This is a genomic window from Flavobacterium degerlachei, from assembly GCF_900106645.1.
GTDB classification, from domain to species: Bacteria; Bacteroidota; Bacteroidia; order Flavobacteriales; family Flavobacteriaceae; genus Flavobacterium; species Flavobacterium degerlachei.
In genome coordinates this window covers 228,758-252,731 of the sequence record NZ_FNMV01000004.1, presented here as the reverse complement: position 1 = coordinate 252,731, position 23,974 = coordinate 228,758, and the positions used below count along the sequence as shown (strand labels likewise).

The window sequence follows — 23,974 nt, the reverse complement described above, 5'->3', positions numbered from 1 at the left end:
CGCTCATAAAGGATCTTTAAAATCCTGTTATAAGCGTTTTTTTATTGTCTAAAAAACGACTCTAATCAAAATAAGTGAAGTTTTTCAGTGCCCTCACTTTTATGGAATAGGTTTTTCAAATATTTTAAAACAAAGGCTAAGTTAAAATTTTACTCCTTTAACTCTAAAGGTGACCCTTCCTCCAGTTGCATAGCACCTGCAGACAGTAAAGGTCCCGTAGGTTTTTGATGTGTTAAAGATGCTTGTTGACGAATGAACGCCATTTTAATGGCAGCAATAGCCGCTTCTGTACCTTTATTACCGTGGATTCCCCCACTTCTATCAATCGACTGTTGCATTGTATTGTCAGTAAGAACACAAAAAATAACTGGAATATCACTTTGTACATTCAAATCTTTTATTCCCTGAGTAACTCCTTCGCATACAAAATCAAAATGCTTAGTTTGCCCTTGAATAACACAACCTATAGCGATTACAGCATCGACATTTTGAGTTTGCAACATTTTTTTGCAGCCATAAACAAGTTCGAAACTTCCCGGCACATTCCAGCGAATGATGCTCTCAGCAGGAACTGAGTTTTCCAAAAAAGCTTCATGAGCTCCATTGTACAAACCTTCAGTTATAGTCTCATTCCATTCTGCCACAACCACCCCAAAACGAAAGTTTTTCGCTTTTGGAACAGTGTTTTTATCATAAACGGATAAATTTTTATTTATAGTTGCCATGTGAATGTATTTTTTTGATTTAATTATTGATTTTCATTGTTAAAGATAGAATTTTGAATCAACAATCTAAAATCTAAAATCAGTAATTTTAAATCATTTTCACTATTGTGCTAATCCAATCAAAACATCTACTGAAGCAGCCTCTGGACTTGCGTCAAAATTATCCTTAATATCTGTGAAATATTTTAATGCATCTTCTTTTTTACCTAATTCCAAAGCCGTTTTACCTGCTTTTAACAAGAAACGTGGTGTAGTAAAATCATTCTTATTTGCCACAACTGCTTTTAAATAATTATCTAAAGCTTCTTGTGGTTTTTTATTTTGTGCATATGCGTCTCCAATTGCTCCTTTTGCCAAAGCTCCTAAAACAATATCTTCAGATTTGAATTTACTTAAATAATCAATCGCTTCATTGTATTTACCTGTATTTAGGTAAGCCATCCCCGCATAATAATTAGCTAAATTTCCTGCATCAGTACCTGAATATTCATCAGCAATTTTGATAAATCCAAATTTACCTTCAGAACCATTCAATGACAATTTATATAATGAATCGCTGGCAACACCATCAGTAGCTTGTTGAAAGTTTTGTTGTGCTACAAACATTTCGTTTGCCGCTTCAACTTGTTTTGGTTCAGCAATAAACTTTTGATACACTAAATAACCTATAGTTACTAAAGCTACCGCACCTACAATACCTATGATGAAGTTCTGATTTTTAGCAACAAAATCTTCTGTTTTTGAAGCAGTTTCATCTAAAGTTGAAAACACTTCCGCAGTTGTGCTATCTTTTTCATCAATGTTTACGTTTTCAGTCGAATCATCAACTGCTCTTTCTTTTGGTGCTTTATATCCTCTTTTACTGTAAGTAGCCATTTAATTTTAATTTAGTGAACCGCAAAAATAAAATTTTTATTCAAACCCACACAAAAAAATTAGGATTTTATATATAATAATAAAAAATAGATATTCTACTAAGCCTCCATCCCTTATAAAGATAAAATATTTATGATAGAAAAGGCACAAAAGCCTATTATATCGATAATTTTCAATAATTTGCACCCACTTTATATAAGCCAATCAAAAACAACAAACTCCCCAATACCAGTAAGCCTTAAAGATGTATTTAAAAAAGATTTCACTATTCAATTACAAGAATTTTTCGGAGGCAAATTTCGAATTTGAGGGTAAAATAATTTGTTTCGTAGGTAAAAACGGCATTGGAAAAACGAATGTACTCGATGCCATCTATCATTTATCGTACGGCAAAAGCTACTTCAACCCATTAGCGGTCCAAAATATCAAACATGGCGAGGAATTTTTCGTGATAGATGCCGAATTCATAAAAAATGAAAGAAACGAGCAAGTAGTTTGCAGTTTGAAGAAAGGCCAGAAAAAAGTACTAAAACGCAACGGTAAATCATATGATAAGTTTTCAGATCATATTGGCTTTATTCCACTGGTTATTATTTCGCCTGCAGATCGTGATTTAATTGTTGAAGGCAGCGAAACCAGAAGAAAATTCATGGACAGCGTCATCTCTCAATTAGACTCTCATTACTTGAAGGAACTAATACAATACCAGAAAGTAATGAGCCAAAGAAATGCCTTGCTAAAATACTTTGCATTAAACCATGTTTTCGAAAACGACACCCTGTCTATATATAATGAGCAACTTGACGGTTTTGGAAAGTATATTTTCGAAAAAAGGAAAGAATTTATCGAACAGTTTCTTCCTATTTTCAATAATCACCATCACGCAATAACAGGTTCAGAAGAAACAGTTCAATTAGTTTACGAAAGTCATTTGTATGAAAAGGATCTATTAACTCTTTTGCGAGAAAACATCAATAAGGATCGCGCTTTACACTACACCAGCGTTGGTACACATAAAGACGATTTATCATTTGAAATCGATGGACATCCTATTAAGAAGTTTGGCTCGCAAGGACAGCAAAAGTCTTTTTTAATAGCTTTAAAACTGGCACAATTTGAATTCCTAAAAAAGCAAAGTGGCGTAAAACCCATTTTGTTATTTGATGACATTTTTGACAAATTAGACGAAAGTCGTGTTGCAAAAATAATTGAGATGGTCAATAGCGACACTTTTGGACAACTATTTATCTCTGATACACATCCAGAACGAACTGAAGCAATCGTTAAATCGACACATCAATCTTATAAAATATTTAACTTGTAAATGGCATTATAAATCATTCAAGTCCTCAAAATTTACTTAATTTAGCCTTTTCAACCTTTTAAACAAATTCAAATGAAATTTCGCTCCATATTTTTCGTGCTAGTATCCTTTGTTATTTTATCTTGCAACGGACAAACGTCAGAAAACATCAAAACTGTTGAAGTAAAAACTTTTGCCGAAAAAATCAATACAACAGACAGTCCACAAATTCTGGATGTCCGTACACCAGAAGAATTCAATGAAGATCATATAGCAAATGCGGACAACGTAGATTGGCTTGGAGACAGCTTTGTTGAAGATGCCGAAAAATATGACAAAACAAAACCTGTATTTGTTTATTGTAAAAGCGGCGGCCGCAGCAAAAAAGCAACCGAAAAACTACAAGAACTAGGATTTAAAAACATCTATGAATTAGATGGCGGTTTTATGAAATGGGATGCCGAAGGCCTTTCTAATAAATAGAACAAACCCAAAGTAATCAATTAGAAACACTGTAATATATCGTCAATACATGCTTTCAAAAGACAGCTTAGAATTTCTAGAAGATCTAAAAAACAATAACAACAGGGATTGGTTTTTGGATAATAAAAAAAGATACGAGGTTTTCAAAAAAGACTATCAGCAATTAGTTGCTGATTTTCTTGATGTTATGAAACCCCTGGATCCATCACTAGAAATCCTGGAAATAAAAAACTGTACTTTCAGAATCAATAGGGACATTCGGTTTTCAAAAGACAAATCTCCTTACAAGTCCCATTTAGGCGTTTGGCTTTCTTCAGGTACTAAAGGTCATAATCGCGCAGGTTATTATGTTCATATAGAAAAAGGAGCTAGTTTCATTGCAGGTGGTTTTTATGCTCCTGAAGCGGCAGACTTAAAAAAAGTACGCAAAGAAATTGCATATTTCCATGAAGATTTAGAAGAAATTCTTAACGAAAAAAACTTCAAAAAAGAGTTCGGGGATTTTGATCGAAATGAAAAAAGCATGCTTAAAAATGCGCCTAGAGATTATGAAAAAGACCATCCCGCAATTGAACTATTAAAACTAAAAAGTTTTGAGACTTCTCAACCATTTAATATTTCTGAAGTTGCCAAAAAAGATTTTGTTTCGAAAATGAGCAAAAAACTAATTCTTTTAAAACCTCTAAACGAATTCATCAATAGAGCACTGACGACTGAAGATTTTTAATACAAGCCATGAAAAAAAGAAAGATCCTTTTTCTTGGAGAATCCTACAGAGCGGACGCCATAACTTGGACGAATGGACTTAAAGAGTTTGGCGATTTTGAAATCATCAGTTGGGAATTAAAGACACAAACCAATACTTCTTTCAATAAATTGAAGCGAATTTTAGAATACAAATTCGCCCTTTTTAAAATAAAAAAAATAATAAGACAGCATAAACCCGATATGGTTATTGCCGAAAGAACTACAAGTTATGGTTTTTTGGCTGCCTTATCCGGAGTTAAGCCCATCGCCATAGCGCAACAGGGAAGAACAGATTTGTGGCCTGAAAACTCCCCTTTTTTACCATTCAAAAAAATATTGCAGAATTACGCTTTCAAAAAAGCAACTCTCATCCACGCTTGGGGACCTGTGATGGCTGTTTCAATGGCAAAAGTTAATGTTGATATGAAGAAGGTTTTGGTTATGCCAAAAGGAATTGACTTGACAAAATTCGAAGATAAAAGCTCGACTAATCTTGACCAAATTTCCGCTATTGTTACACGATCATTGCTTCCTGAATACCGCCATGATGTCATTCTAAAAGCTTTTGGAATTTTAAACGACAAGGGCATTGACTTTGCACTTACCATAGTAGGTGACGGAACACAGCTAAACGTTTTGAAAAATTTAGCCAAACAATTAAGTATAGAAAATAAAGTTCGTTTTACCGGACGCATTCCCAATACCGAATTACCACAATTATTACAGGCTTCTAATTTTTACATCAGTATGCCAATAACTGAAGGAGTCTCAGCTTCATTGTTTGAAGCTATGGCTTCGAATTGTTATCCAGTAGTAACAGATATTGCAGGAAATCAAAGTTGGATACAACACCGTAAAAATGGCCAACTTATTGCTTTGGATGATTCCAAAATGCTAGCGCAAGAATTATTATGGTCATTTGAAAACAAAGCCCATAGAGCCGAAGCCGTCATGACCAACCGAAAATTTGTTGAGCAGAACGCCAATTATAAAATCAACATGAAAATCATAGCTTCCAAATACCACGAGTTAATTAATACCTACAGCAGCATTTAGCAATGTGCGGAAATAACGGGTATTCGCTATAAAGCCGTCAAGAGTTTGCAAAAAGGAGATACTCAAATTATTACAGATATTCTACTTTATTTTCGATACTTATCTGACTGAAAAAATATACAAATAAATTTTAATCCTTACTTTTGGAACTCGAATTCAACAATAAAAAGAACTCCCTTTTATGGAAATGCAAAACAATTTCTCTTTAAAAAACTACAACACCTTTGGCATTGAAGCCAAAGCAAGGCAATTTATTGCAGTTCACTCTGTGACTGAATTGAAAACCGTTTTAGAACAAAACAAATTAGAGAAAAAATTTATCCTTGGTGGCGGAAGCAATATGCTTCTTACAAAAGACATAGAAGCTTTGGTCATTCACATCGATTTAAAAGGCAAAAAAATCATTGCTGAAGACGATGATTTTGTGTGGGTCGAAAGTCAAGCTGGCGAGAACTGGCATGAATTTGTACTTTGGACGATAGACCAGAATTTTGGTGGATTAGAAAACATGTCTCTTATCCCAGGAAATGTAGGTACTACTCCCGTTCAAAACATTGGTGCTTATGGTACTGAAATCAAAGATACTTTCGTATCATGCGAAGCCCTTTCTATAACAAACCAAGAAACAAAAAAGTTCATAAAAGAGGAATGTCATTTTGGATACAGAGAAAGTGTTTTTAAAAATGAGGCAAAAGACAAATATGTTATTACGTCCGTTGTTTTTAAATTGACAAAACGCAATCACAAAATCAACACTTCTTATGGCGACATTACTGCTGAATTAGCTAAAAATAGTATTAGCGAGCCAACTTTAAAAGACGTTAGTAATGCCGTAATTGCCATTAGACAAAGTAAATTACCAGATCCAAAAGAATTAGGAAATAGCGGTAGTTTCTTTAAAAACCCAATCTTATTGAAATCTGATTTCGAAAAAATACATCAGCAGTTTCCTGAAATGAAATATTATGACATCTCTGAAACTGAAGTAAAAGTTCCCGCAGGCTGGCTTATTGAACAAGCTGGATTTAAAGGAAAGCGTTTTGGCAATGCTGGAATCCATAAAAATCAAGCCTTGGTTCTGGTGAATTACGGCAATGCTACCGGACAAGAAATTTTAAACATTTCAAAGGATATCCAAGAAACTATTTTAAGTACGTTTGGTATTCAGATTGAAGCTGAAGTCAATGTCATCTAATTTTAGTTTTAAAATATTTAACACCTAAGATATGTTCACTCCCGATATTTACAAGAACGAAAATCAAGAGGAAATCAGAACTTTTCTGATCCAGAATAGTTTCGGTATTCTGGTTAATCAAACTGATGGGAAATTGTGCGCAACACACATTCCACTTGAATTGGATACAAATAAAGAAGGCAAGGAAATTCTGCTAGGGCATATTTCAAAAGAAAACCCACAATGGAAAGGCTTTACTGATAGTGACCAAGTTTTAGCGATTTTTTCTGGGCCACATTCCTATATTTCGTCCTCCTGGTATGATCATGAAAATGTACCAACTTGGAATTACATTGCGGTCCATGTTTACGGAAAAATTAAAGTTATAGAAGGTGAGGCTGTAACTGATTCTCTTAAAAAACTTGTTGACAAATACGAGCAAAATTCTGACTACCCCGTTCGAGTGGAGAATCTATCTCAGAAAACAATGATGCAAACCCGAGGAATTGTAGCGTTTGAAATCGAGATTCAGGATATTCAATCAACAAAAAAAATGTCACAAAATCGCAACGACTTAGATCATGAAAATATAGTTTTAGAATTAGAAAAGACAAAAAATGAGCAGTCAATTGCTGTCGCTAATGAAATGAAAAAAATGCAGAAAGTAATTGAAATTAACATGTTGATAATTGGCAATTGCGAATTACCTTTGCACTCGATTTAATAATACATAAAACTCCGATGCTTATACTGATTCTTTACTTTTTTATTGTTGTCGTTGCCATTCAGCTCTCCTTTTATTTAGGGATTTTCGGGAAATTTGCCTTTGCAAAACCTCAAAAAATAGCACCTAAAAAACTCTCAATATCCGTTATTGTTTGTGCCAAAAACGAAGAAGAAAATGTCGCCAACTTTATCCCGCTATTAGCTGAACAAGACTATCCTGATTTTGAAATCATATTGATAGACGACGCTTCTAGCGACAATACTTTAGAAATATTCGAGGATTTTGAAAAACAATATCCCAACATTCGTTTGGTAAAAGTGCAAAACAACGAGGCTTTCTGGGGAAACAAGAAATACGCATTGACCTTAGGAATTAAAGCAGCTAAAAAAGAATACTTATTATTTACAGATGCTGACTGCTACCCTACTTCTAAAGAATGGATTACAGCTATGAGCTCTCAGTTTACCATGCAAAAAACTATTGTTTTAGGCTACGGCGGATATGAAAAAATCGCCAATTCCTTTCTTAATAAACTAATTCGTTTCGAAACTTTGCTTACCGCAATTCAATATTTTTCATGGGCAAAAGTAGGGCTTCCTTACATGGGCGTAGGAAGAAATTTAGCTTATAAAAAAGAAGAGTTTTTTAATGTAAATGGGTTTATTAGCCACATTCAGATTCGTTCTGGAGACGATGATTTATTCATTAACGAGGCAGCTACAGGAAAAAATACAGCCATCAGCTATACTCCAGAAAGTTTTACATATTCTAAGCCTAAAACAACATTTAAAGAGTGGATTACACAAAAAAGAAGACATGTTGCGACTGCAAACCATTATAAAAAGTTTGACAAACTGCAATTGGGAACTTTCTATTGCTCGCAATTGCTATTTATCTTACTTCCTGTAATATTATTGTCCTTTCAATTTCAATGGATTTTGGTGTTGGCCATAATAGCACTCAGATATTTATGCGCTTGGATTGTAGTTGGATTTTCTGCGGGCAAGTTAAAAGAGAACGATTTAAAATATTGGTTTCCTGTTATCGAGTTAGTACTTATATTCACACAAATTAATATCTTTATCACCAATATTTTCTCAAAACCAGTACATTGGAAATAAATACACATATAGAAAAAGCAAAAAAAGGGGATCAAGCCGCCTTCACTTTTCTATTGAATCATTATTGGAATGAAGTATATGGCTTCATGCTAAAGCGCGTAGAAAATGAAACTACTGCTGAGGATATTACTATTGAGACGTTCTCAAAAGCCTTTGACAAGTTAGCCACTTACAATCCGGAATTCCAGTTTAATACGTGGTTAATCAGTATTGCAAAAAATGTCCATATTGATATGCTGCGCAAAAAGAAATCAAGTCTTTTTGTAGAAATTACGGACAAGGAAGACCAGAAGGCATATAACATTGCAGACACCACCCCGTCTAAAGAAGACGAACTAATCACGGAGCAAAACCTTTCTCAGTTGCTACGATATATAAAAGAATTGAAGCCCCATTACCAGGAAGTAATACAATTGCGTTATTTTCAGGAAATGAGTTATCAGGAAATTGCAAATGCCATTGACGAACCCTTGAGCAATGTCAAAATTAAACTACTTCGTGCCAAAAAATTATTAGCAGAGATCATTAGGGATAGAAGGTGATTCGGTTTGCTTTTCACCTTCATTAATCACATAAGTCAGCCTGCTTTACCAGACTGTGTAAGCCTTTCTTTTTTTTTCATAAAAAAAGACATATTTCACATACTAAATTTCTTGTTATTTACGTTGTTATTTTAAACAACATGTGCTTATGATTTAACTGATACCTAACCATTAAATCCTTGAAATATGTCAAAACTAAGCATTTACGAAAATGACTGGATTAATCTAGTTTTCGAGAACAGAAACAAAGAGTATGGCGCTTACCAACTTCGTCAAGAAAGTTCCAGGACCTCCTTATTTGCCCTTTTTATGGGTTTGTTACTATGCGCCTCTTTGATGTGCATTCCATCAATTTTAAGTTTTTTTAATATTGAAAAAGGCATGACCGTTGAAATCCTAGATCCTATTGACAAAATCATTCAAGTAACCACTATTGCACCTCCACAAATTAAAAAAATTGAAGCTCAAATTCCAATAAAAACGCTTGCACAAAACCCTCTAGAAGTAAATCTAAAAAAGCAATTAGTCAATCCTGTCATAGTAGAAGCCCCGCTTGCAACTCCTGATATTGCGACCAACAATGAATATCCAGTAATAAATCAAAGTACCAATACGGGAATTGGAATTGCAAATCCCCATTCTTCTCCGGGAAATGGTATTGAGAACAGCGCGCCGACAGACTATGGAAATACAGTTGTTACGGCTGCAATTCTAGACAAACTCCCTGAATTTCCGGGTGGCATTGCTAAGTTCTATACTTACATTGGTAAAAATTTTGAAACTCCAGATATAAATGGCGAAAGAATCGTACGTATTTATGTTTCATTTGTGGTTGAAAAAGACGGTAGCATGACTAGTATTCAGGTAAAAAATGATCCTGGTTATGGATTAGCAGCAGAAGCTATTCGCGTTCTGAAATCCCTGAAAACGAAATGGGCGCCAGGAATGATTGGTTCAAAACCGGTGCGAACCTCTTATAATTTACCTATTATGGTGCAGGGAAACTAATCTTAAATTTAAATCATAGAAAGCAGAATCGGGAGGTTCTGCTTTTTTTGTGTCCTTTCAAAACCTCAAATACAATAGCATTACGACTGCCCTAGCCCAGATTGAAATGAACATCCTTGTATTTAGAAATGGATTATTTTCCTGACAAGAATGAGCGACTGAAAGAAGCTCCTTTATTGTCATAGGAAAAACCATTTGTAAATACAAGATGGAAATGGAAAGCTGGAAACAGCTTCTAGTATTTTGCCTTATTTTTTCTTTAGTAAATCTATACCAAAGCTTGGTGCTTAAACCCTTTGTTTTAAATCCGCATTCCTTATATTTGTACTTTGAAAATTGATATATGGAAACTGCTTTAGAAAATACTTTACCAACTGCAAAGCCAAAATGGTTGAAGGTAAAGCTACCAATAGGAAAAAAATATACTGAGCTTCGAGGCTTAGTTGACAAATATAGTTTGAATACAATTTGTGCTTCTGGAAGTTGCCCAAACATGGGTGAATGCTGGGGTGAAGGTACAGCAACCTTTATGATTCTGGGAAACACTTGTACCCGTTCATGCGGTTTTTGCGGTGTTAAAACTGGTAGGCCCGAAACGGTAGACTGGGACGAACCTGAAAAAGTAGCTCGCTCTATAAAGATCATGAATATCAAGCATGCAGTGATTACCAGTGTTGACAGAGATGATTTAAAAGACGGTGGTTCGATCATTTGGATCGAAACCGTAAAAGCAATTCGTAGGATGAACCCTACTACTACTTTAGAAACTTTGATTCCCGATTTTCAGGATATAAAAAGAAACATAGATCGAATTATAGAAGCTAATCCTGAAGTGGTTTCACATAACGTGGAAACTGTACGCAGATTGACTCGTGAAGTGCGAATTCAAGCCAAATATGACCGAAGTTTAGAAGTATTGAGATACCTAAAAGAAAAAGGAATCAACAGAACGAAATCAGGAATTATGCTTGGTCTTGGTGAGCAAGAAGAGGAAGTTTTTCAAACAATGAGAGACTTACGCGCGGTTAATGTTGATATCGTAACGATAGGGCAATACTTACAACCTAGTAAAAAACACTTACCAGTTAAGGAGTTTATTACACCAGATCAATTTGCCATTTATGAAAAATTTGGATTGGAATTAGGTTTTCGCCATGTCGAAAGCGGCCCATTAGTTCGTTCATCTTATAAAGCACAGAAACACATTCTTTAAAAAATATTTCAGCTTTCAAGTTTGAAGGTTCCCATCGAGCGCCTTTAAACTTGCATCCTGATTTTTTATACAAAACATATTGAAAACAAGAGTTGCCATAAATGGCTTTGGAAGAATTGGACGAAATTTATTTCGTTTACTTTTAAATCATCCCAGTATTGAAGTTGTTGCCATAAACGATATTGCGGACACTAAAACTATGGCACATCTCGTAAAATACGACAGTATTCACGGCGTTTTAGCTAACACCGTTACCGCTGATGAAAAAGGAATTCTAGTCGATGGCAATCATTTTTTGTTTTTTCATGAAAAAAGCATTTCAAATTTAGATTGGAAAAGTATAAACATAGATTACGTCATTGAATCAACAGGGAAGTTTAAAACGTACGAAGAACTTAATGCGCATATTATTGCTGGTGCAAAAAAAGTGATTCTATCAGCACCTTCTGAAGTTGACACTATAAAAACAGTTGTCTTAGGAGTTAATGATTCTATCCTTGACGGAACGGAAACCATTATATCAAATGCAAGTTGCACAACGAATAATGCTGCACCGATGATGAAAGTGATAGATGAACTTTGTGGAATTGAACAAGCTTATATTACAACTATTCATTCCTACACGACAGATCAAAGCTTGCACGACCAACCGCACAAAGATTTACGTAGGGCACGCGGAGCTAGTCAGTCCATTGTACCTACAACAACTGGAGCCGCAAAAGCATTGTCAAAAATATTCCCAACATTAGAAGGGAAAATTGGAGGTTGTGGTATTCGTGTTCCTGTACCCGACGGCTCATTGACTGACATTACCTTTAACGTTAAGCGTACCGTTTCGATAAGTGAGATAAACGCAGCCTTTAAAACTGCCGCAGAGGGTAATCTAAAAGGTATCCTTGACTACACTGAAGACCCCATTGTTTCGGTTGACATTATTGGTAACAGAAATTCTTGTGTATTTGATGCGCAACTGACTTCGGTAATTGATAAAATGGTGAAAGTAGTAGGATGGTACGATAATGAAATAGGCTATTCTTCTCGTTTAATTGATTTAATACTTTTGACAAAAAAAATGAATAATTAAAAAATTACAAATGAAATACCTCTTGGTTTTTATTATTTTTTTTAATTCGCTGCTGTACTCTCAAAAGATAGAGAATACAGATAGCATAGCATACTACAGCACTCTTGCCGACACAAGCATAAAAGATAACGACTACAAAAACGCCCTCTTTTACACCCAGAAAGCAATAAATTATTCAGTCGAAAACAATCAGATTGATAGCCAAGGAATTCAAACATACAAATTAGGTAAAATCTATTTTGCAGTTAAAAAGTACGATGACGCAAAGGAAGCTTTTTCTGAAAGCATCTCCTTGCTTGAAAACTTAAAAAGCTCAGCCACTTATGCCGATCTCTACTATTATTTAGGCCTAACTAATATTCGCAAAAAAAAGCCCAAGGCTGCTGAAATTTGTTTTGACAAAGCACAGGAAATCAACAGCGAGTTACAAATTCCAGGTTTTAATGAATTAATAATTCTTCAACAAGGAATCATTCACAAATCTAAAGGCCATTATGAGTTGGCTTCGGAAATTTTTAGTGGTATAATTGCCACTACAGATAGTCCCGAAGTACTTGACACAAAAGCGGAGGCCATGTATCAAATAGGCCAAATTGAAGAAATAAATAAACGAAATAATTTAGCATTAAACTATTACAATAAGGCTTTATCTTTAAATGAAAAGAATAAAAACCTGGAACAAAAATCAAATATATTATTTGCGTTAAGTTCAGTTTATGACAAGATGCTAGACAAGAGTCTTGCTTATTCCTATTTAAAGCAGCACCTAAACTTAAAAGAAAGCATTTCAATTTTAAATAATGAAAAACTGGGGATAGACGATTATGAATCTTTCAAAGAATCCCAGCGCCTAAAAAAAATAGAACAGTTAAACAAACAAAATATAGAGAAAGCAAAAACTAATAAATTTTCTAAACTTATTAATATTTTAGCTATTGCCTTAATTTCTATTTTATCGCTATTGAGTTTGTCGTTGTACAAGAACAACATCATTAGAAAAAAGTCTAATTTACTATTAAGGGATAAAAATAACGAACTAATTATAGCCAAAGAAAAAGCGGAGAAAGCATCAAAAGCGAGATCTGAATTTTTATCTACTGTTAGTCATGAACTTCGCACTCCACTTAATGCCATAAACGGAATCACTCATTTATTATTAGAAGAAAATCCAAAAAAGTCACAATTACATTATTTGTCCTCCTTAAAATTTTCAGGAAATTACTTGACAACCTTTATTAATGAAATTCTGGAGATTAACAAAATAGAATCCAATAAAACGGAGTTAGAGAACATAAACTTCAATTTGAGGGAACTATTGAAAGACATTCAAAATTCTTTAAAGGGAATAGCCCTGAAAAACAATGATGTTTTCACACTAAACATTGATCCGAATACTCCTGAATATTTGCTTGGAGACCCAACTAAACTGTCTCAAATTTTCCTGAATTTAATCAACAACGCATTAAAGTTCACCAAGGATGGGAATGTTACAACTAGCGTCAAACTGCTGTCGCTAGAGAACGGAAAAGCAACTTTATCTTTTGCAATAACGGATACAGGTATTGGTATTCCTAAAGATAAGCTCGCAACAGTCTTTGAAAGCTTTTCTCAAGGCTCCGTGGAAATAAATCGCAAATATGGCGGTACAGGATTAGGATTAACAATTGTCAAAAAATTAATAGAATTATTGGGCGGAGAAGTAAAACTAGAAAGTATTGAAGGTCTAGGGTCTACCTTTTCATTTGCTTTAAAATTTGAGGTAAATGAGCTACCTCTTGATAATGAAGAAAAGCAAAAACCATATGATGAATCAATCTTAAAAGATAAAAAAATACTCATTGTTGAAGACAACAAAATAAATCAAATGATTACTAAAAAAATGCTCGAAAATAAAGGCATAGTTTGTGAAATCATTGACAATGGAGAAGACGCTATAAAAGTTGCTAAATCCAATACTTATGATCTAATACTTATGGATGTTCATTTACCAGGAATAAATGGTACGATAGCAACAGAACAAATTAGAGAATTTGACTCGATCACCCCAATAATAGCTATTACTGCCATTTCATTAGACGAAAACAGAGAAATGCTATTATCCTACGGAATGAATGATGTCATTACAAAACCATTCCCTCCCGCAGAATTTTACACTGTGATAACACAAAACATTAAGAAAGCTAATACTTTAAAATCAACTCTTTAATTAGAGTTCTCACTTTTGGCTCAGCTAATTGCGCCGCTTCTAGCACTTCATCGTGAGAAATCGTTTCGATACTATCTTCATCGCCCATATCTGTAATTACTGAAACCCCAAAAGTTTCCAGGTCCATGTGACGTGCTACGATAACTTCCGGAACAGTAGACATCCCTACACAGTCTGCCCCCAGAATTTTGACCATTTTGTACTCTGCCAATGTCTCAAAAGTAGGACCTTGTAATCCTAAATAAACACCTTCTTTAAGTTCTATATTTAGAGTATCTGCCAAATCTTTTGCTTTTGCAATCATCTTCCTAGAATACGGCTCACTCATGTTTACAAATCGAGGACCAAATCGCTCATCATTTATTCCGCGTAAAGGATGTTCTGGCGCAAAATTGATGTGGTCTTTGATTAGCATTATATCCCCTACTCTATAGGCGGGATTTACACCACCTGAAGCATTAGAAACAATCAGTTTATTTATACCTAAAAACTTCAAGACCCTAACAGGGAAAGTAACTTCCTTCATGGAATAGCCCTCATAGTAATGAAACCTACCTTGCATGGCAACCACTTTTTTATCTCCTATTGTCCCAAAAACCAAAGCTCCTTTGTGACCTTGAACCGTCGATACAGGGAAATTTGGTATTTCACTGTATGGCAACACAAATTCAACATTCATTTCCTCGGTAAAACTACCTAGACCTGATCCCAAAATCACACCATATTCAGGTGTCAAATCGATCCTTTCTTTAATATAACTAACTGTTTGTTGTACTTCTTCCCACATAATTAAGTATTGTTTTTTTAAACGCATTGTCAGCTACAAGAAACTTACTTTTTATGGGTAAATAAAAGAGTTGTTCACTTGGAATACTACCTTTTAATCGAACATAATCTTTCTCTGTGGTGACAATAATTTTATTTATTGATTTATTTTTAATGTCTAAAATATCTTTTTCAGTAAAATGATGGTGATCTGGAAAAGTTAAACATTCTTCATCGTTATTTTTTAAATAATTGAAAAACGGTTCCGGTTTTGCAATCCCAGCCAAAAGTATCTTATTCCTATTTTGAATTTCACTTACTTTTAGCGTTTGATTCTCAGAATAAATACAATCATCATAAACGATTGTTGTAAAGTACAACTCTTGCGTTTTAGCAATTTTTAATTTATTCCTAATTTGGTTCTGCTCTTCAATAGTTAATTCAGACGGACATTTCGTTACTATAATAACGTTAGCTCTCTTAGCACCGCTGCGGCATTCTCTCAAATTCCCTGTTGGAAGCATATAATCATCTGAATACAAATCACCATAAGAAGTAAGCATGATATAAAAACCAGCCTTAACTTTCCGGTGTTGAAAGGCATCATCAAGCAAAATAACTTCTGGTTTTACTTCATGCGACAATAATTTTTCAATTCCGTTTTTACGATTAGCATCAACCGCAACTTGAATATTATCAAACTTCTGATAAAACTGAAATGGCTCATCACCCAAAATTTCAGCATTTGAGGTTGTATCAGCCAGTATAAAACCTTCCGACTTCCTCTTATAACCTCTACTTAAAGTAGCCACTTTATAGCTATCAGAAAGCAATCTAATTAAATACTCTATTTGTGGCGTTTTCCCTGTACCGCCAACACTTAGATTCCCAACAGCAATAATAGGCAAATCAAAAGTATAAGATTTTAAAATTCCATTATCAAAAAGAAAATTCCGAATACTGGTGACCAAACCATACAAGATGGCAAAGGGGAAAAGTATTTTTCGCAGTAAAATCATAATACGAAAGTATAATAAATTATCTTTGAATTAAATATTTTGTCTCTTTTGTTTAAAGTTTAAAGTTCCCCGACCATCAAACTTTAAGCAGTAGACTTTAAACTAAAAAATCATGAAATCGAAGATTCACGAATACAAAAAAGCTAAACGATGAGTAAAATAAAAGAAATCCTTTCCGTACTTGAAGAAATGGCGCCTCTTGCTTATGCCGAAGATTTTGACAATGTAGGTCTATTAGTGGGAAACCCTGACACAGAAGCAACAGGAGTCTTAGTTTGTCATGATGCGCTCGAGAGTGTATTAGAAGAAGCAATTGCCAAAGACTGCAATTTGGTTGTTTGTTTTCATCCCATTTTATTCTCAGGCATAAAAAAAATTACTGGAAAAAATTACGTGGAGCGTTCCATCATAAAAGCCATTAAAAACGACATTGCGATTTATTCTGTCCACACAGCTTTAGACAACCATCAAGATGGAGTCAATAAAATATTCTGCGATGCGCTTGGTTTAACAAACACTACAATTTTAATCCCAAAAGAAAATTTTATTAGAAAGCTCATCACCTATACAATTGCAGAAAATGCCGAAAAACTTCGAAATTCATTGTTCGATGCTGGCGCAGGAAACATAGGTAATTATGAAGATTGCAGTTTTAATTCGAAAGGTATAGGGACTTATATGGGGAACGAACACAGTAATCCACAATTAGGAGAGCGTTTTGAATTTGTACAAGGTGAGGAAATCAAAATTGAAGTTACTTTTGAGAAATATTTGGAAAGCAAAATTCTAAAAGCCCTTTTTAGCAATCATGCTTATGAGGAAGTTGCTTATGAAGTATACGAGCTACAAAACAAACATCAAAATATAGGTTTAGGAATGCTTGGTGAATTTGAAAACCCAATGGATGAAAAAGATTTCTTATTGTTTGTAAAGGAAAAAATGAAATCTGAAGGAATACGCCATTCCACTTTTTTAGGAAAGCAAATAAAAAAAGTTGCCGTTTTAGGTGGTTCTGGAAGTTATGCCATAAAAAATGCAATTTTGGCTGGAGCCGATGCGTTTTTAACCGCTGATTTGAAGTACCATCAGTTTTATGAGGCCGAAAATCGACTTCTTTTAGCCGATATTGGACATTTTGAAAGCGAACGCTATACAAAAAATTATATTGTTGACTATCTTCGGAAAAAAATCCTTAATTTTGCAATCATTTTATCTGAAGAAAATACAAATCCAGTTAAGTACTTATAGAATATGGCGAATACGAAAGAATTAAGTGTTGAGGACAAGTTAAGAGCAATTTACGACTTACAACTTATTGACTCTAGAATTGACGAAATCAGAAACGTAAGAGGAGAGCTTCCTCTTGAAGTAGAAGATTTAGAAGATGAAGTTGCGGGTTTAAGCACACGTTCTGAAAAATTGAAAAGTGAACTTGAAGTTATCGAGGACCTTATCAAAACAAAAAAGAGTGGAATTGAGGAGCATAAAGAGGCTATCAAGAAATACACTAAACAACAGGAAACTGTTCGTAACAATAGAGAATTCAACTCTTTAACAAAAGAGGTTGAGTTTCAAGAGCTTGAAATTCAATTAGCTGAAAAGCAAATGAAAGAAATGAAAGCTTCTATTGAGCACAAGAAAGATACTATCGCTCAATCAAAAGAGAGATTAGAAACTAAATCTAATCACTTGAAACATAAAAAGCTAGAATTGGACGCTATCATGGCCGAAACTGCTAAAGAAGAAGAGTTTTTAACAGAGAAATCTGCTGAATACCAAAACTTAATTGAAGAAAGGTTATTAGCTGCTTATACTAGAATCAGAACAAGCGTTCGTAATGGTTTAGCAGTTGTTTCTATCGAAAGAGGTGCTTCTGCAGGATCATTCTTTACAATTCCTCCTCAAACACAAGTAGAAATTGCTTCAAGAAAGAAAATCATCATTGATGAGCATTCAGGAAGAATTTTAGTTGACAGCGTATTAGCTGAAGAAGAAAAAGAAAAAATGGAAAAGTTATTTTCTAAATTTTAATTATATTTAAGTCCCGATTCACATCGGGACTTTTTTTTTATAAAATGAGCATGACCGATAAAAGTCAGTAAATATCAACATGTGAAAAAGCTAATCTATTTCCTTTATACCAAATCTGCTGGTCTATACATTAACCTTTTAAGTTTTATATTTCCTATAAAAGCAACTCAAATTGCTTATTCTCTTTTCAGCGAGCCCAGAGATGGCCGACTGACAAAAAGCAATCTTCCTACAATACTCCAAGACACAGTCAGCGAAACTTTTCATCATAATGAGCATCATTTTCAATCCTATACTTGGAAAGGAAATAGTAACGTTATTCTACTAGTCCATGGCTGGGAGAGCAATGCCTCCCGCTGGGAAAACATACTGCCTTATTTACAAAAATCAGGAAGCACTATTATTGCCATCGATGCTCCCGCACATGGTTTATCAAGCGGTAAGGAATTTAACATCCCTCAATATGCGGAATTTATTCATGTATTGTTTCAAAAATACAATCCCAAACATCTTATAGGACATTCTTTAGGAGCAAAAACATGTTTATATTATCAATCCGTTTATCAAGATAATGATCTAGAAAAAATGGTAATATTAGGATCACCGAGTGATTTTAACATAATCCTTAATAACTACATCAACTTATTGAGTTTAAACTCCATTATTTCAAAAGGTCTTGAAAAACATTATTTAAAAAGCTTCAACCTTCAATTAGAAAACTTTTCAGGAAAACTATTTGCTTCTAAAATAAAAACAAAAGGTTTTATCGCTCATGATACTGACGATACAGTCGTACTATTTGAAGAAGGAAAAAAAATAGCCAGTAGTTGGAAAGACTCTATTTTCATTAAAACAACTGGCCTAGGACATAGTTTGCACGATGATGCACTTTACACAAAAATTGCTCGTTTCTTATTCGAAACTGAATAAAGCAATTCATTCCATAGCTAAATTCTCTTCTTTTTCGACTGTTACGCAAATAATCAAAGTAGCTTATTAACGGTTAAACAATTTAGTCTTACTTTTGCAGTATGGAAGAAAATCTGAAACGTCTTAACAAATTCATAGGAGAAACTGGATATTGCTCACGTAGAGAAGCGGACAAAATCATTGAAGAAGGTCGTGTAACCATCAATGGTGTCGTTCCTGAACTAGGTACAAAAGTCTCTCCCAGCGACGAAGTACGTATTGACGGTAAGTTAATCCGTGAAAAAAATGAGAAATCCGTTTACCTTGCTTTCTACAAACCTGTTGGAATAGAATGCACCACTAATTTAGATGTTCGCAACAACATTGTTGATTACATCAATTATCCTAAACGTATTTTCCCAATTGGAAGACTAGATAAAGCTAGTGAAGGATTGATTTTCATTACTAATGATGGGGATATTGTCAATAAAATACTTCGTGCGAGAAATAATCACGAAAAAGAATATACTGTAACAGTCAACAAACCTATCACGGATCGCTTCATAGAAAGAATGGGAAATGGAATCCCTATTTTAGATACTGTTACCCGAAAATGTAAAGTAGAACAAATTAGCAAATACATTTTCAAAATCATTTTAACGCAAGGTTTAAACCGCCAAATTCGTAGAATGTGCGAATATCTTGGTTATGAAGTAACAGCGCTAAAACGCATCCGTATTATCAATATTTCGCTTGACATTCCAATGGGAAGGTACCGCGATTTGACTGATGCCGAAATAAAAGAATTGAACGAACTTATTGAACCTTCAAGCAAAACGGAAGAAGCAAGTTTACCAAAAGAGGAAGCACCAAGACGAAGAACCGAGTTCATCAAAAGAGATGACCCGAGATTTAAGAAAAGAGGAGATTATTAGCTTAAAGAAGTTATTCTATTTAAAATAAAAACAAAAAATTCACTAATTTGCACAAATTAACTCCTGTAAATTAGTGAATTTCGTGTTTGAATATTACACCTATTATTTTCTGTTTCTAAATTGAATTTACTGAATTTTCCGTCTTCTTGCTTTAACAATTTTCTCGTCAACCAAGATAGCTTCCTGAATTTGTTGTTTTACAAAATCGATGTCTATTTCCTTTATTAAGTTGAAAGTGAATTTTGTAGTTTCAAAAGTTTCATCCAAAAGAGAATCGCCTTTGCAAAAACCAATTGCAACTCCTTTTGAAACTTTCTCCCAGGGAATTGTCGCTGGCCATATATAGCAAATTCGAGAATGACGATAGTAAAAAGGAACATTGTTAGCCAATTTCTCTTTACAGTCAGGCATACATTCTAAAATAATCTTGCGTAGCAAAAGAACTATTTCCAGTTCGTCTGCAGGAAGATAGTCTAAGAATTCATCGACCGTACTAAATTCTATACCTTGTGTGTTTCCCATAATAAAAAAAGCCTATCTGCCGAAACGGATAGGCTTGTATCTTTTTAGTTTTTTCTTGCAATTCTCATCTCCCTAGCCAATAACGTGTTTTTTAATAACATCGCAATTGTCATTGGTCCAACACCTCCAGGAACTGGAGTAATAAAAGACGATTTTTTACTTACATTTTCAAAATCAACGTCTCCAGTAATTACATACCCCTTAGCATTTGAATCATCAGGAACGCGAGTAATTCCAACATCTATTACCACTACTCCATCCTTCACCATGTCAGCTTTCAGATAATTAGGAACTCCCAAAGCAGTGATTATAATATCTGCTTGAATCGTGATTTCCTCAATATTTTTAGTATAACTATGTGTTAAGGTAACGGTTGAGTTACCAGGGAAACCTTTTCTTCCCATTAAGATACTCATTGGTCTTCCCACTATATGACTACGTCCAATAACAACAGTATGTTTTCCTTTAGTTTCTACTCCATAACGCTCTAGTAATTCTAAGATTCCAAAAGGTGTTGCAGGAATAAAAGTACTCATATCCAATGCCATTTTACCGAAATTTTCAGGATGGAATCCGTCTACATCTTTACTCGGGTCAACTGCCATCAATACTTTTTGTTCGTCAATTTGCTCTGGAAGAGGCAATTGAACAATGAAACCGTCAATATCGTCATTTTCATTCAACTCCTTGATCTTGTTCAACAATTCGATTTCGGTAGTAGTACTTGGTAATTTCACTAAAGTAGATTCAAAACCCACTCTCTCGCAAGCCTTTACCTTACTACCCACGTAAGTTAAACTAGCGCCATCGTTACCAACAATAACAGCTGCCAAATGAGGGACTTTGCCACCATTATCTTTAATTTTTTGCACTTCGGCAGCGATTTCGCCTTTAATATCTTCTGCTGTTTTTTTTCCGTCTAGTAGTTGCATTTTTAAAAATGTTTAAAGTTTAATGTTTAAAGTTTTGATTACCTTAAACTTTAAGGTTTAGTAGTTATTTATTTTCATTAAAAAAATAAGGTTTAAAGTATTCATTAACATGAAACTTTAAACCTTAAAAATATTTTATCCTTGCATTCCGCCCGGCATTCCTTTCATTCCACCCATCATTTTCATAAGGTTCTTTCCTCCCGGCCCTTGCATCATTTTCATCATCTTGCTCATTTGCTCAAACTGTTTCATCAGTTGATTCACTTGCTCAATTTTTGTCCCAGAACCTTTTGCAATTCTAGCTTTTCTTTTCACATCTATAACCGATGGTTTTGTCCTTTCGATTGGAGTCATCGAATGAATAATTGCCTCAATGTGCTTGAAAGCATCATCTTCAATCTCTACATCTTTCATCGCCTTTGAAGCACCTGGTATCATTCCTACCAAATCTTTCATGTTACCCATTTTCTTCACTTGCTGAATTTGAGACAAGAAGTCGTCAAAACCAAATTCATTTTTAGCGATTTTTCTTTGAATTTTTCTAGCTTCATCTTCATCAAACTGCTCTTGTGCTCTTTCTACCAAAGACACAACATCTCCCATTCCCAGGATACGTTCTGCCATACGTACAGGATAGAACACATCAATAGCTTCCATTTTTTCTCCAGTTCCTACAAACTTAATTGGTTTATTAACCACCGTTTTAATAGAAAGTGCAGCTCCACCGCGAGTATCACCATCTAATTTAGTAAGGATTACCCCATCAAAATTTAATATGTCATTAAAGGCTTTTGCCGTATTCACTGCATCTTGACCTGTCATCGCATCCACAACAAACAAAGTTTCTTGAGGCTCAATTGCTTTATGAACACGAGCAATCTCGTCCATCATTTCTTTATCAACAGCCAAACGACCCGCTGTATCGACAATTACAACATTAAATCCATTTGCTTTGGCATGTTTAATTGCATTTTGAGCAATTTCAACAGGATTTTTATTCTCAGGCTCTGAGTATACCTCAACGCCTATCGAATCTCCAACAACGTATAATTGTTGTATTGCCGCTGGACGATAGATATCACAGGCAACCAATAGAGGTTTTTTATTCTTTTTTGTTTGCAGATAATTAGCCAGTTTTCCAGAAAAAGTTGTTTTTCCAGAACCTTGTAAACCTGACATCAAAATAACTGTTGGCGCACCTGAAAGATTAATTCCAGCTACATCACCACCCATTAATTCAGTAAGCTCATCTTTTACCAACTTCACCAACAATTGTCCTGGTTGAAGTGTAGTTAAAACGTCTTGTCCAAGCGCTTTCTCTTTCACTCTAGTAGTAAAATCCTTGGCAATTTTGAAATTCACATCGGCATCAAGTAAGGCACGACGAACTTCTTTCAAAGTTTCGGCTACGTTTACCTCAGTTATTTTCCCGTGCCCTTTAAGTATATGAAAGGCTTTGTCTAGTTTATCGCTTAAATTATCGAACATGATTTTTTATTTATTGAGCTGCAAATTTAAGCATTTGATTTTGAAGTTTAAATACTATTATAAACAAAAAGAGGCCATCTTATTAAGACAGCCTCTTTTTTGATAATTTTATATCCATTTTTGTTTAATCCTTGTCATCTAAATGCATTTCGTGTTCCAATAATTTTTTTATTATCTCCCCTATATCATGATGGCCATCGTCATCGCCAGTACTAATTTCGATAATACCATCTCCATCCCTGTCTAATAATAGATTTTGACTGGCTAAAGAGGTGAGTTTGGCCACCAGCGCATCTATTTGTATTTTTATATTAAGTGAAATATCGTTGCTATTGACTGTGAAATCTTTAGATGGCTCATTAAAATCCAATTCTAACTCAACATCTTTGTCACTCCAAAAGACAAATTCCTTCCCATCAATAGTTCCTTTAATTAAAATGCTTTTGCCAAACATATCTCCAACTTCGATGCCCGTTTCAAACTTAATTTTTATTTCTTCATATTTGGCATTTGGAACAGTCAAAGAAGCAATTGTTTGACTCAATGTTTTATTTGTGTCCAATAAATCTAACAAAAAGGGCCCAGTCAGTTTAACATCTTCATGGCTAGGTTCCTCGTTATATCTATCGTCATCTTCATCAGTTTCAAATTTAATATTCCCGATGTTTATTTTAAAATCAGTAATAACTATAGTTGACGCCATTCGCGCAGCAGGAAAAGTTAAGCCTGAAGTCGATACCGCAGACACTTTCAATGTTACATTTCCATTTTTTGATGCAGACGAATTCTCTGTACAAGAGCTTATCATAATGACAAGTAAAGCTAAAACCAGTATCTTTTTCATAATGTCATTATTTATTTATCCTTAGTATTACTAACGAAAAATTCACGTTTATATTACAGTGTTTTACAACATTTATTAGTAATACCTTAAATGACCCAATTATAGCGCATGAATTTTATTGCATATAGAAAACTATATAGGGAAGCTTTCGTACAGAACAGAAAAAAAACATAATTACCGCAAATTATAAACAGGATAAGTCATTAGACTTTAATTTGAAACTAATCCTAATTAACCAAAAAAAAACGACCTCAAATTGAGGTC

24 protein-coding genes are annotated in these 23,974 nt (G+C 34.4%); 16 read left to right on the top strand and 8 right to left on the bottom strand.

All coding sequences use genetic code 11. From position 1 onward, the window contains the following. Window positions 1-149: 149 nt before the first annotated feature. Complete coding sequence (ribH, locus tag BLV91_RS06110) at window positions 150-725, bottom strand: 6,7-dimethyl-8-ribityllumazine synthase (protein ID WP_091430773.1); 576 nt, start codon at window positions 723-725, stop codon at window positions 150-152. 102 nt (window positions 726-827) lie between these two features. Next, window positions 828-1,601: a tetratricopeptide repeat protein gene (locus tag BLV91_RS06105; protein ID WP_091430771.1), complete on the bottom strand. Its 774-nt coding sequence runs from the start codon at window positions 1,599-1,601 to the stop codon at window positions 828-830. A 244-nt stretch (window positions 1,602-1,845) separates the two neighbouring features. On the opposite strand from BLV91_RS06105, the gene recF reads away from it, so the two are divergent. The 12 genes from recF (at window position 1,846) to BLV91_RS06045 (ending at window position 14,265) form a co-directional block, all read left to right on the top strand. Next, window positions 1,846-2,925: a DNA replication/repair protein RecF gene (recF, locus tag BLV91_RS06100; protein ID WP_091430769.1), complete on the top strand. Its 1,080-nt coding sequence runs from the start codon at window positions 1,846-1,848 to the stop codon at window positions 2,923-2,925. A gap of 72 nt (window positions 2,926-2,997) precedes the next feature. Beyond that, the gene (locus tag BLV91_RS06095) at window positions 2,998-3,387 is read left to right on the top strand and encodes a rhodanese-like domain-containing protein (protein WP_091430767.1); all 390 of its coding nucleotides are present in this window, start codon (window positions 2,998-3,000) and stop codon (window positions 3,385-3,387) included. A gap of 49 nt (window positions 3,388-3,436) precedes the next feature. Next, window positions 3,437-4,114 (top strand): DUF2461 domain-containing protein, encoded by a 678-nt coding sequence (locus BLV91_RS06090; RefSeq protein ID WP_091430765.1) that lies wholly within the window; start codon window positions 3,437-3,439, stop codon window positions 4,112-4,114. 8 nt (window positions 4,115-4,122) lie between these two features. Then, on the top strand, window positions 4,123-5,190 hold the full coding sequence (locus BLV91_RS06085) for a glycosyltransferase (RefSeq protein ID WP_091430763.1): 1,068 nt from the start codon (window positions 4,123-4,125) through the stop codon (window positions 5,188-5,190). A gap of 181 nt (window positions 5,191-5,371) precedes the next feature. After that, entirely contained in the window at window positions 5,372-6,385 is a 1,014-nt protein-coding gene (murB, locus tag BLV91_RS06080) for a UDP-N-acetylmuramate dehydrogenase (RefSeq protein WP_091430760.1), read from the top strand. 31 nt (window positions 6,386-6,416) lie between these two features. Next, entirely contained in the window at window positions 6,417-7,088 is a 672-nt protein-coding gene (locus BLV91_RS06075; protein WP_091430757.1) for an FMN-binding negative transcriptional regulator, read from the top strand. A 17-nt stretch (window positions 7,089-7,105) separates the two neighbouring features. Next, entirely contained in the window at window positions 7,106-8,212 is a 1,107-nt protein-coding gene (locus BLV91_RS06070) for a glycosyltransferase (RefSeq protein WP_091430755.1), read from the top strand. Continuing rightward, window positions 8,203-8,754, top strand: a complete 552-nt coding sequence (locus tag BLV91_RS06065; RefSeq protein WP_091430753.1) for an RNA polymerase sigma factor — start codon at window positions 8,203-8,205, stop codon at window positions 8,752-8,754. The genes BLV91_RS06070 and BLV91_RS06065 overlap by 10 nt, the downstream gene beginning before the upstream one ends. Window positions 8,755-8,940: 186 nt before the next feature. After that, on the top strand, window positions 8,941-9,762 hold the full coding sequence (locus tag BLV91_RS06060; protein WP_091430750.1) for an energy transducer TonB: 822 nt from the start codon (window positions 8,941-8,943) through the stop codon (window positions 9,760-9,762). A 343-nt stretch (window positions 9,763-10,105) separates the two neighbouring features. Then, the gene (gene lipA, locus BLV91_RS06055) at window positions 10,106-10,975 is read left to right on the top strand and encodes a lipoyl synthase (RefSeq protein ID WP_007136380.1); all 870 of its coding nucleotides are present in this window, start codon (window positions 10,106-10,108) and stop codon (window positions 10,973-10,975) included. 79 nt (window positions 10,976-11,054) lie between these two features. Further along, complete coding sequence (gene gap / locus BLV91_RS06050; protein ID WP_091430746.1) at window positions 11,055-12,059, top strand: type I glyceraldehyde-3-phosphate dehydrogenase; 1,005 nt, start codon at window positions 11,055-11,057, stop codon at window positions 12,057-12,059. A 10-nt stretch (window positions 12,060-12,069) separates the two neighbouring features. Next, entirely contained in the window at window positions 12,070-14,265 is a 2,196-nt protein-coding gene (locus BLV91_RS06045) for a tetratricopeptide repeat-containing hybrid sensor histidine kinase/response regulator (RefSeq protein ID WP_091430744.1), read from the top strand. Here BLV91_RS06045 and BLV91_RS06040 read toward each other — a convergent pair. Continuing rightward, a complete protein-coding gene (locus tag BLV91_RS06040; RefSeq protein ID WP_091430813.1) occupies window positions 14,240-15,052 on the bottom strand; it encodes a purine-nucleoside phosphorylase in 813 nt (270 codons plus the stop codon). The two genes, BLV91_RS06045 and BLV91_RS06040, sit on opposite strands and share 26 nt — an antisense overlap. Then, a complete protein-coding gene (lpxK, locus tag BLV91_RS06035; RefSeq protein ID WP_091430741.1) occupies window positions 15,024-16,049 on the bottom strand; it encodes a tetraacyldisaccharide 4'-kinase in 1,026 nt (341 codons plus the stop codon). The genes BLV91_RS06040 and lpxK overlap by 29 nt, the downstream gene beginning before the upstream one ends. 150 nt (window positions 16,050-16,199) lie before the next feature. Here lpxK and BLV91_RS06030 point away from each other — a divergent pair, with 150 nt between their 5' ends. The 4 genes from BLV91_RS06030 (at window position 16,200) to rluF (ending at window position 19,924) form a co-directional block, all read left to right on the top strand. Next, window positions 16,200-17,297 (top strand): Nif3-like dinuclear metal center hexameric protein, encoded by a 1,098-nt coding sequence (locus tag BLV91_RS06030; RefSeq protein WP_091430738.1) that lies wholly within the window; start codon window positions 16,200-16,202, stop codon window positions 17,295-17,297. A gap of 3 nt (window positions 17,298-17,300) precedes the next feature. Further along, window positions 17,301-18,080, top strand: coding sequence for a zinc ribbon domain-containing protein (locus tag BLV91_RS06025; protein ID WP_091430735.1), 780 nt, complete (start codon window positions 17,301-17,303; stop codon window positions 18,078-18,080). A gap of 81 nt (window positions 18,081-18,161) precedes the next feature. After that, window positions 18,162-19,010, top strand: a complete 849-nt coding sequence (locus tag BLV91_RS06020) for an alpha/beta fold hydrolase (protein WP_091430733.1) — start codon at window positions 18,162-18,164, stop codon at window positions 19,008-19,010. A 101-nt stretch (window positions 19,011-19,111) separates the two neighbouring features. Further along, complete coding sequence (gene rluF / locus BLV91_RS06015) at window positions 19,112-19,924, top strand: 23S rRNA pseudouridine(2604) synthase RluF (RefSeq protein ID WP_091430731.1); 813 nt, start codon at window positions 19,112-19,114, stop codon at window positions 19,922-19,924. Window positions 19,925-20,050: 126 nt separating this feature from the next. On the opposite strand, the gene BLV91_RS06010 is transcribed toward rluF, so the two are convergent. The 4 genes from BLV91_RS06010 to BLV91_RS05995 form a co-directional block, all read right to left on the bottom strand. Continuing rightward, the gene (locus BLV91_RS06010) at window positions 20,051-20,446 is read right to left on the bottom strand and encodes a DUF1801 domain-containing protein (RefSeq protein WP_091430729.1); all 396 of its coding nucleotides are present in this window, start codon (window positions 20,444-20,446) and stop codon (window positions 20,051-20,053) included. A 44-nt stretch (window positions 20,447-20,490) separates the two neighbouring features. Then, the gene (locus BLV91_RS06005) at window positions 20,491-21,378 is read right to left on the bottom strand and encodes a bifunctional 5,10-methylenetetrahydrofolate dehydrogenase/5,10-methenyltetrahydrofolate cyclohydrolase (protein WP_091430726.1); all 888 of its coding nucleotides are present in this window, start codon (window positions 21,376-21,378) and stop codon (window positions 20,491-20,493) included. 135 nt (window positions 21,379-21,513) lie between these two features. After that, window positions 21,514-22,866, bottom strand: coding sequence for a signal recognition particle protein (gene ffh, locus BLV91_RS06000; protein WP_091430724.1), 1,353 nt, complete (start codon window positions 22,864-22,866; stop codon window positions 21,514-21,516). Window positions 22,867-22,990: 124 nt separating this feature from the next. After that, window positions 22,991-23,710 carry a hypothetical protein gene (locus BLV91_RS05995; protein ID WP_245709616.1) on the bottom strand — a complete coding sequence of 240 codons (720 nt, stop codon included), beginning with the start codon at window positions 23,708-23,710 and terminating at the stop codon, window positions 22,991-22,993. Between the last annotated feature and the right edge of the window lie 264 nt (window positions 23,711-23,974).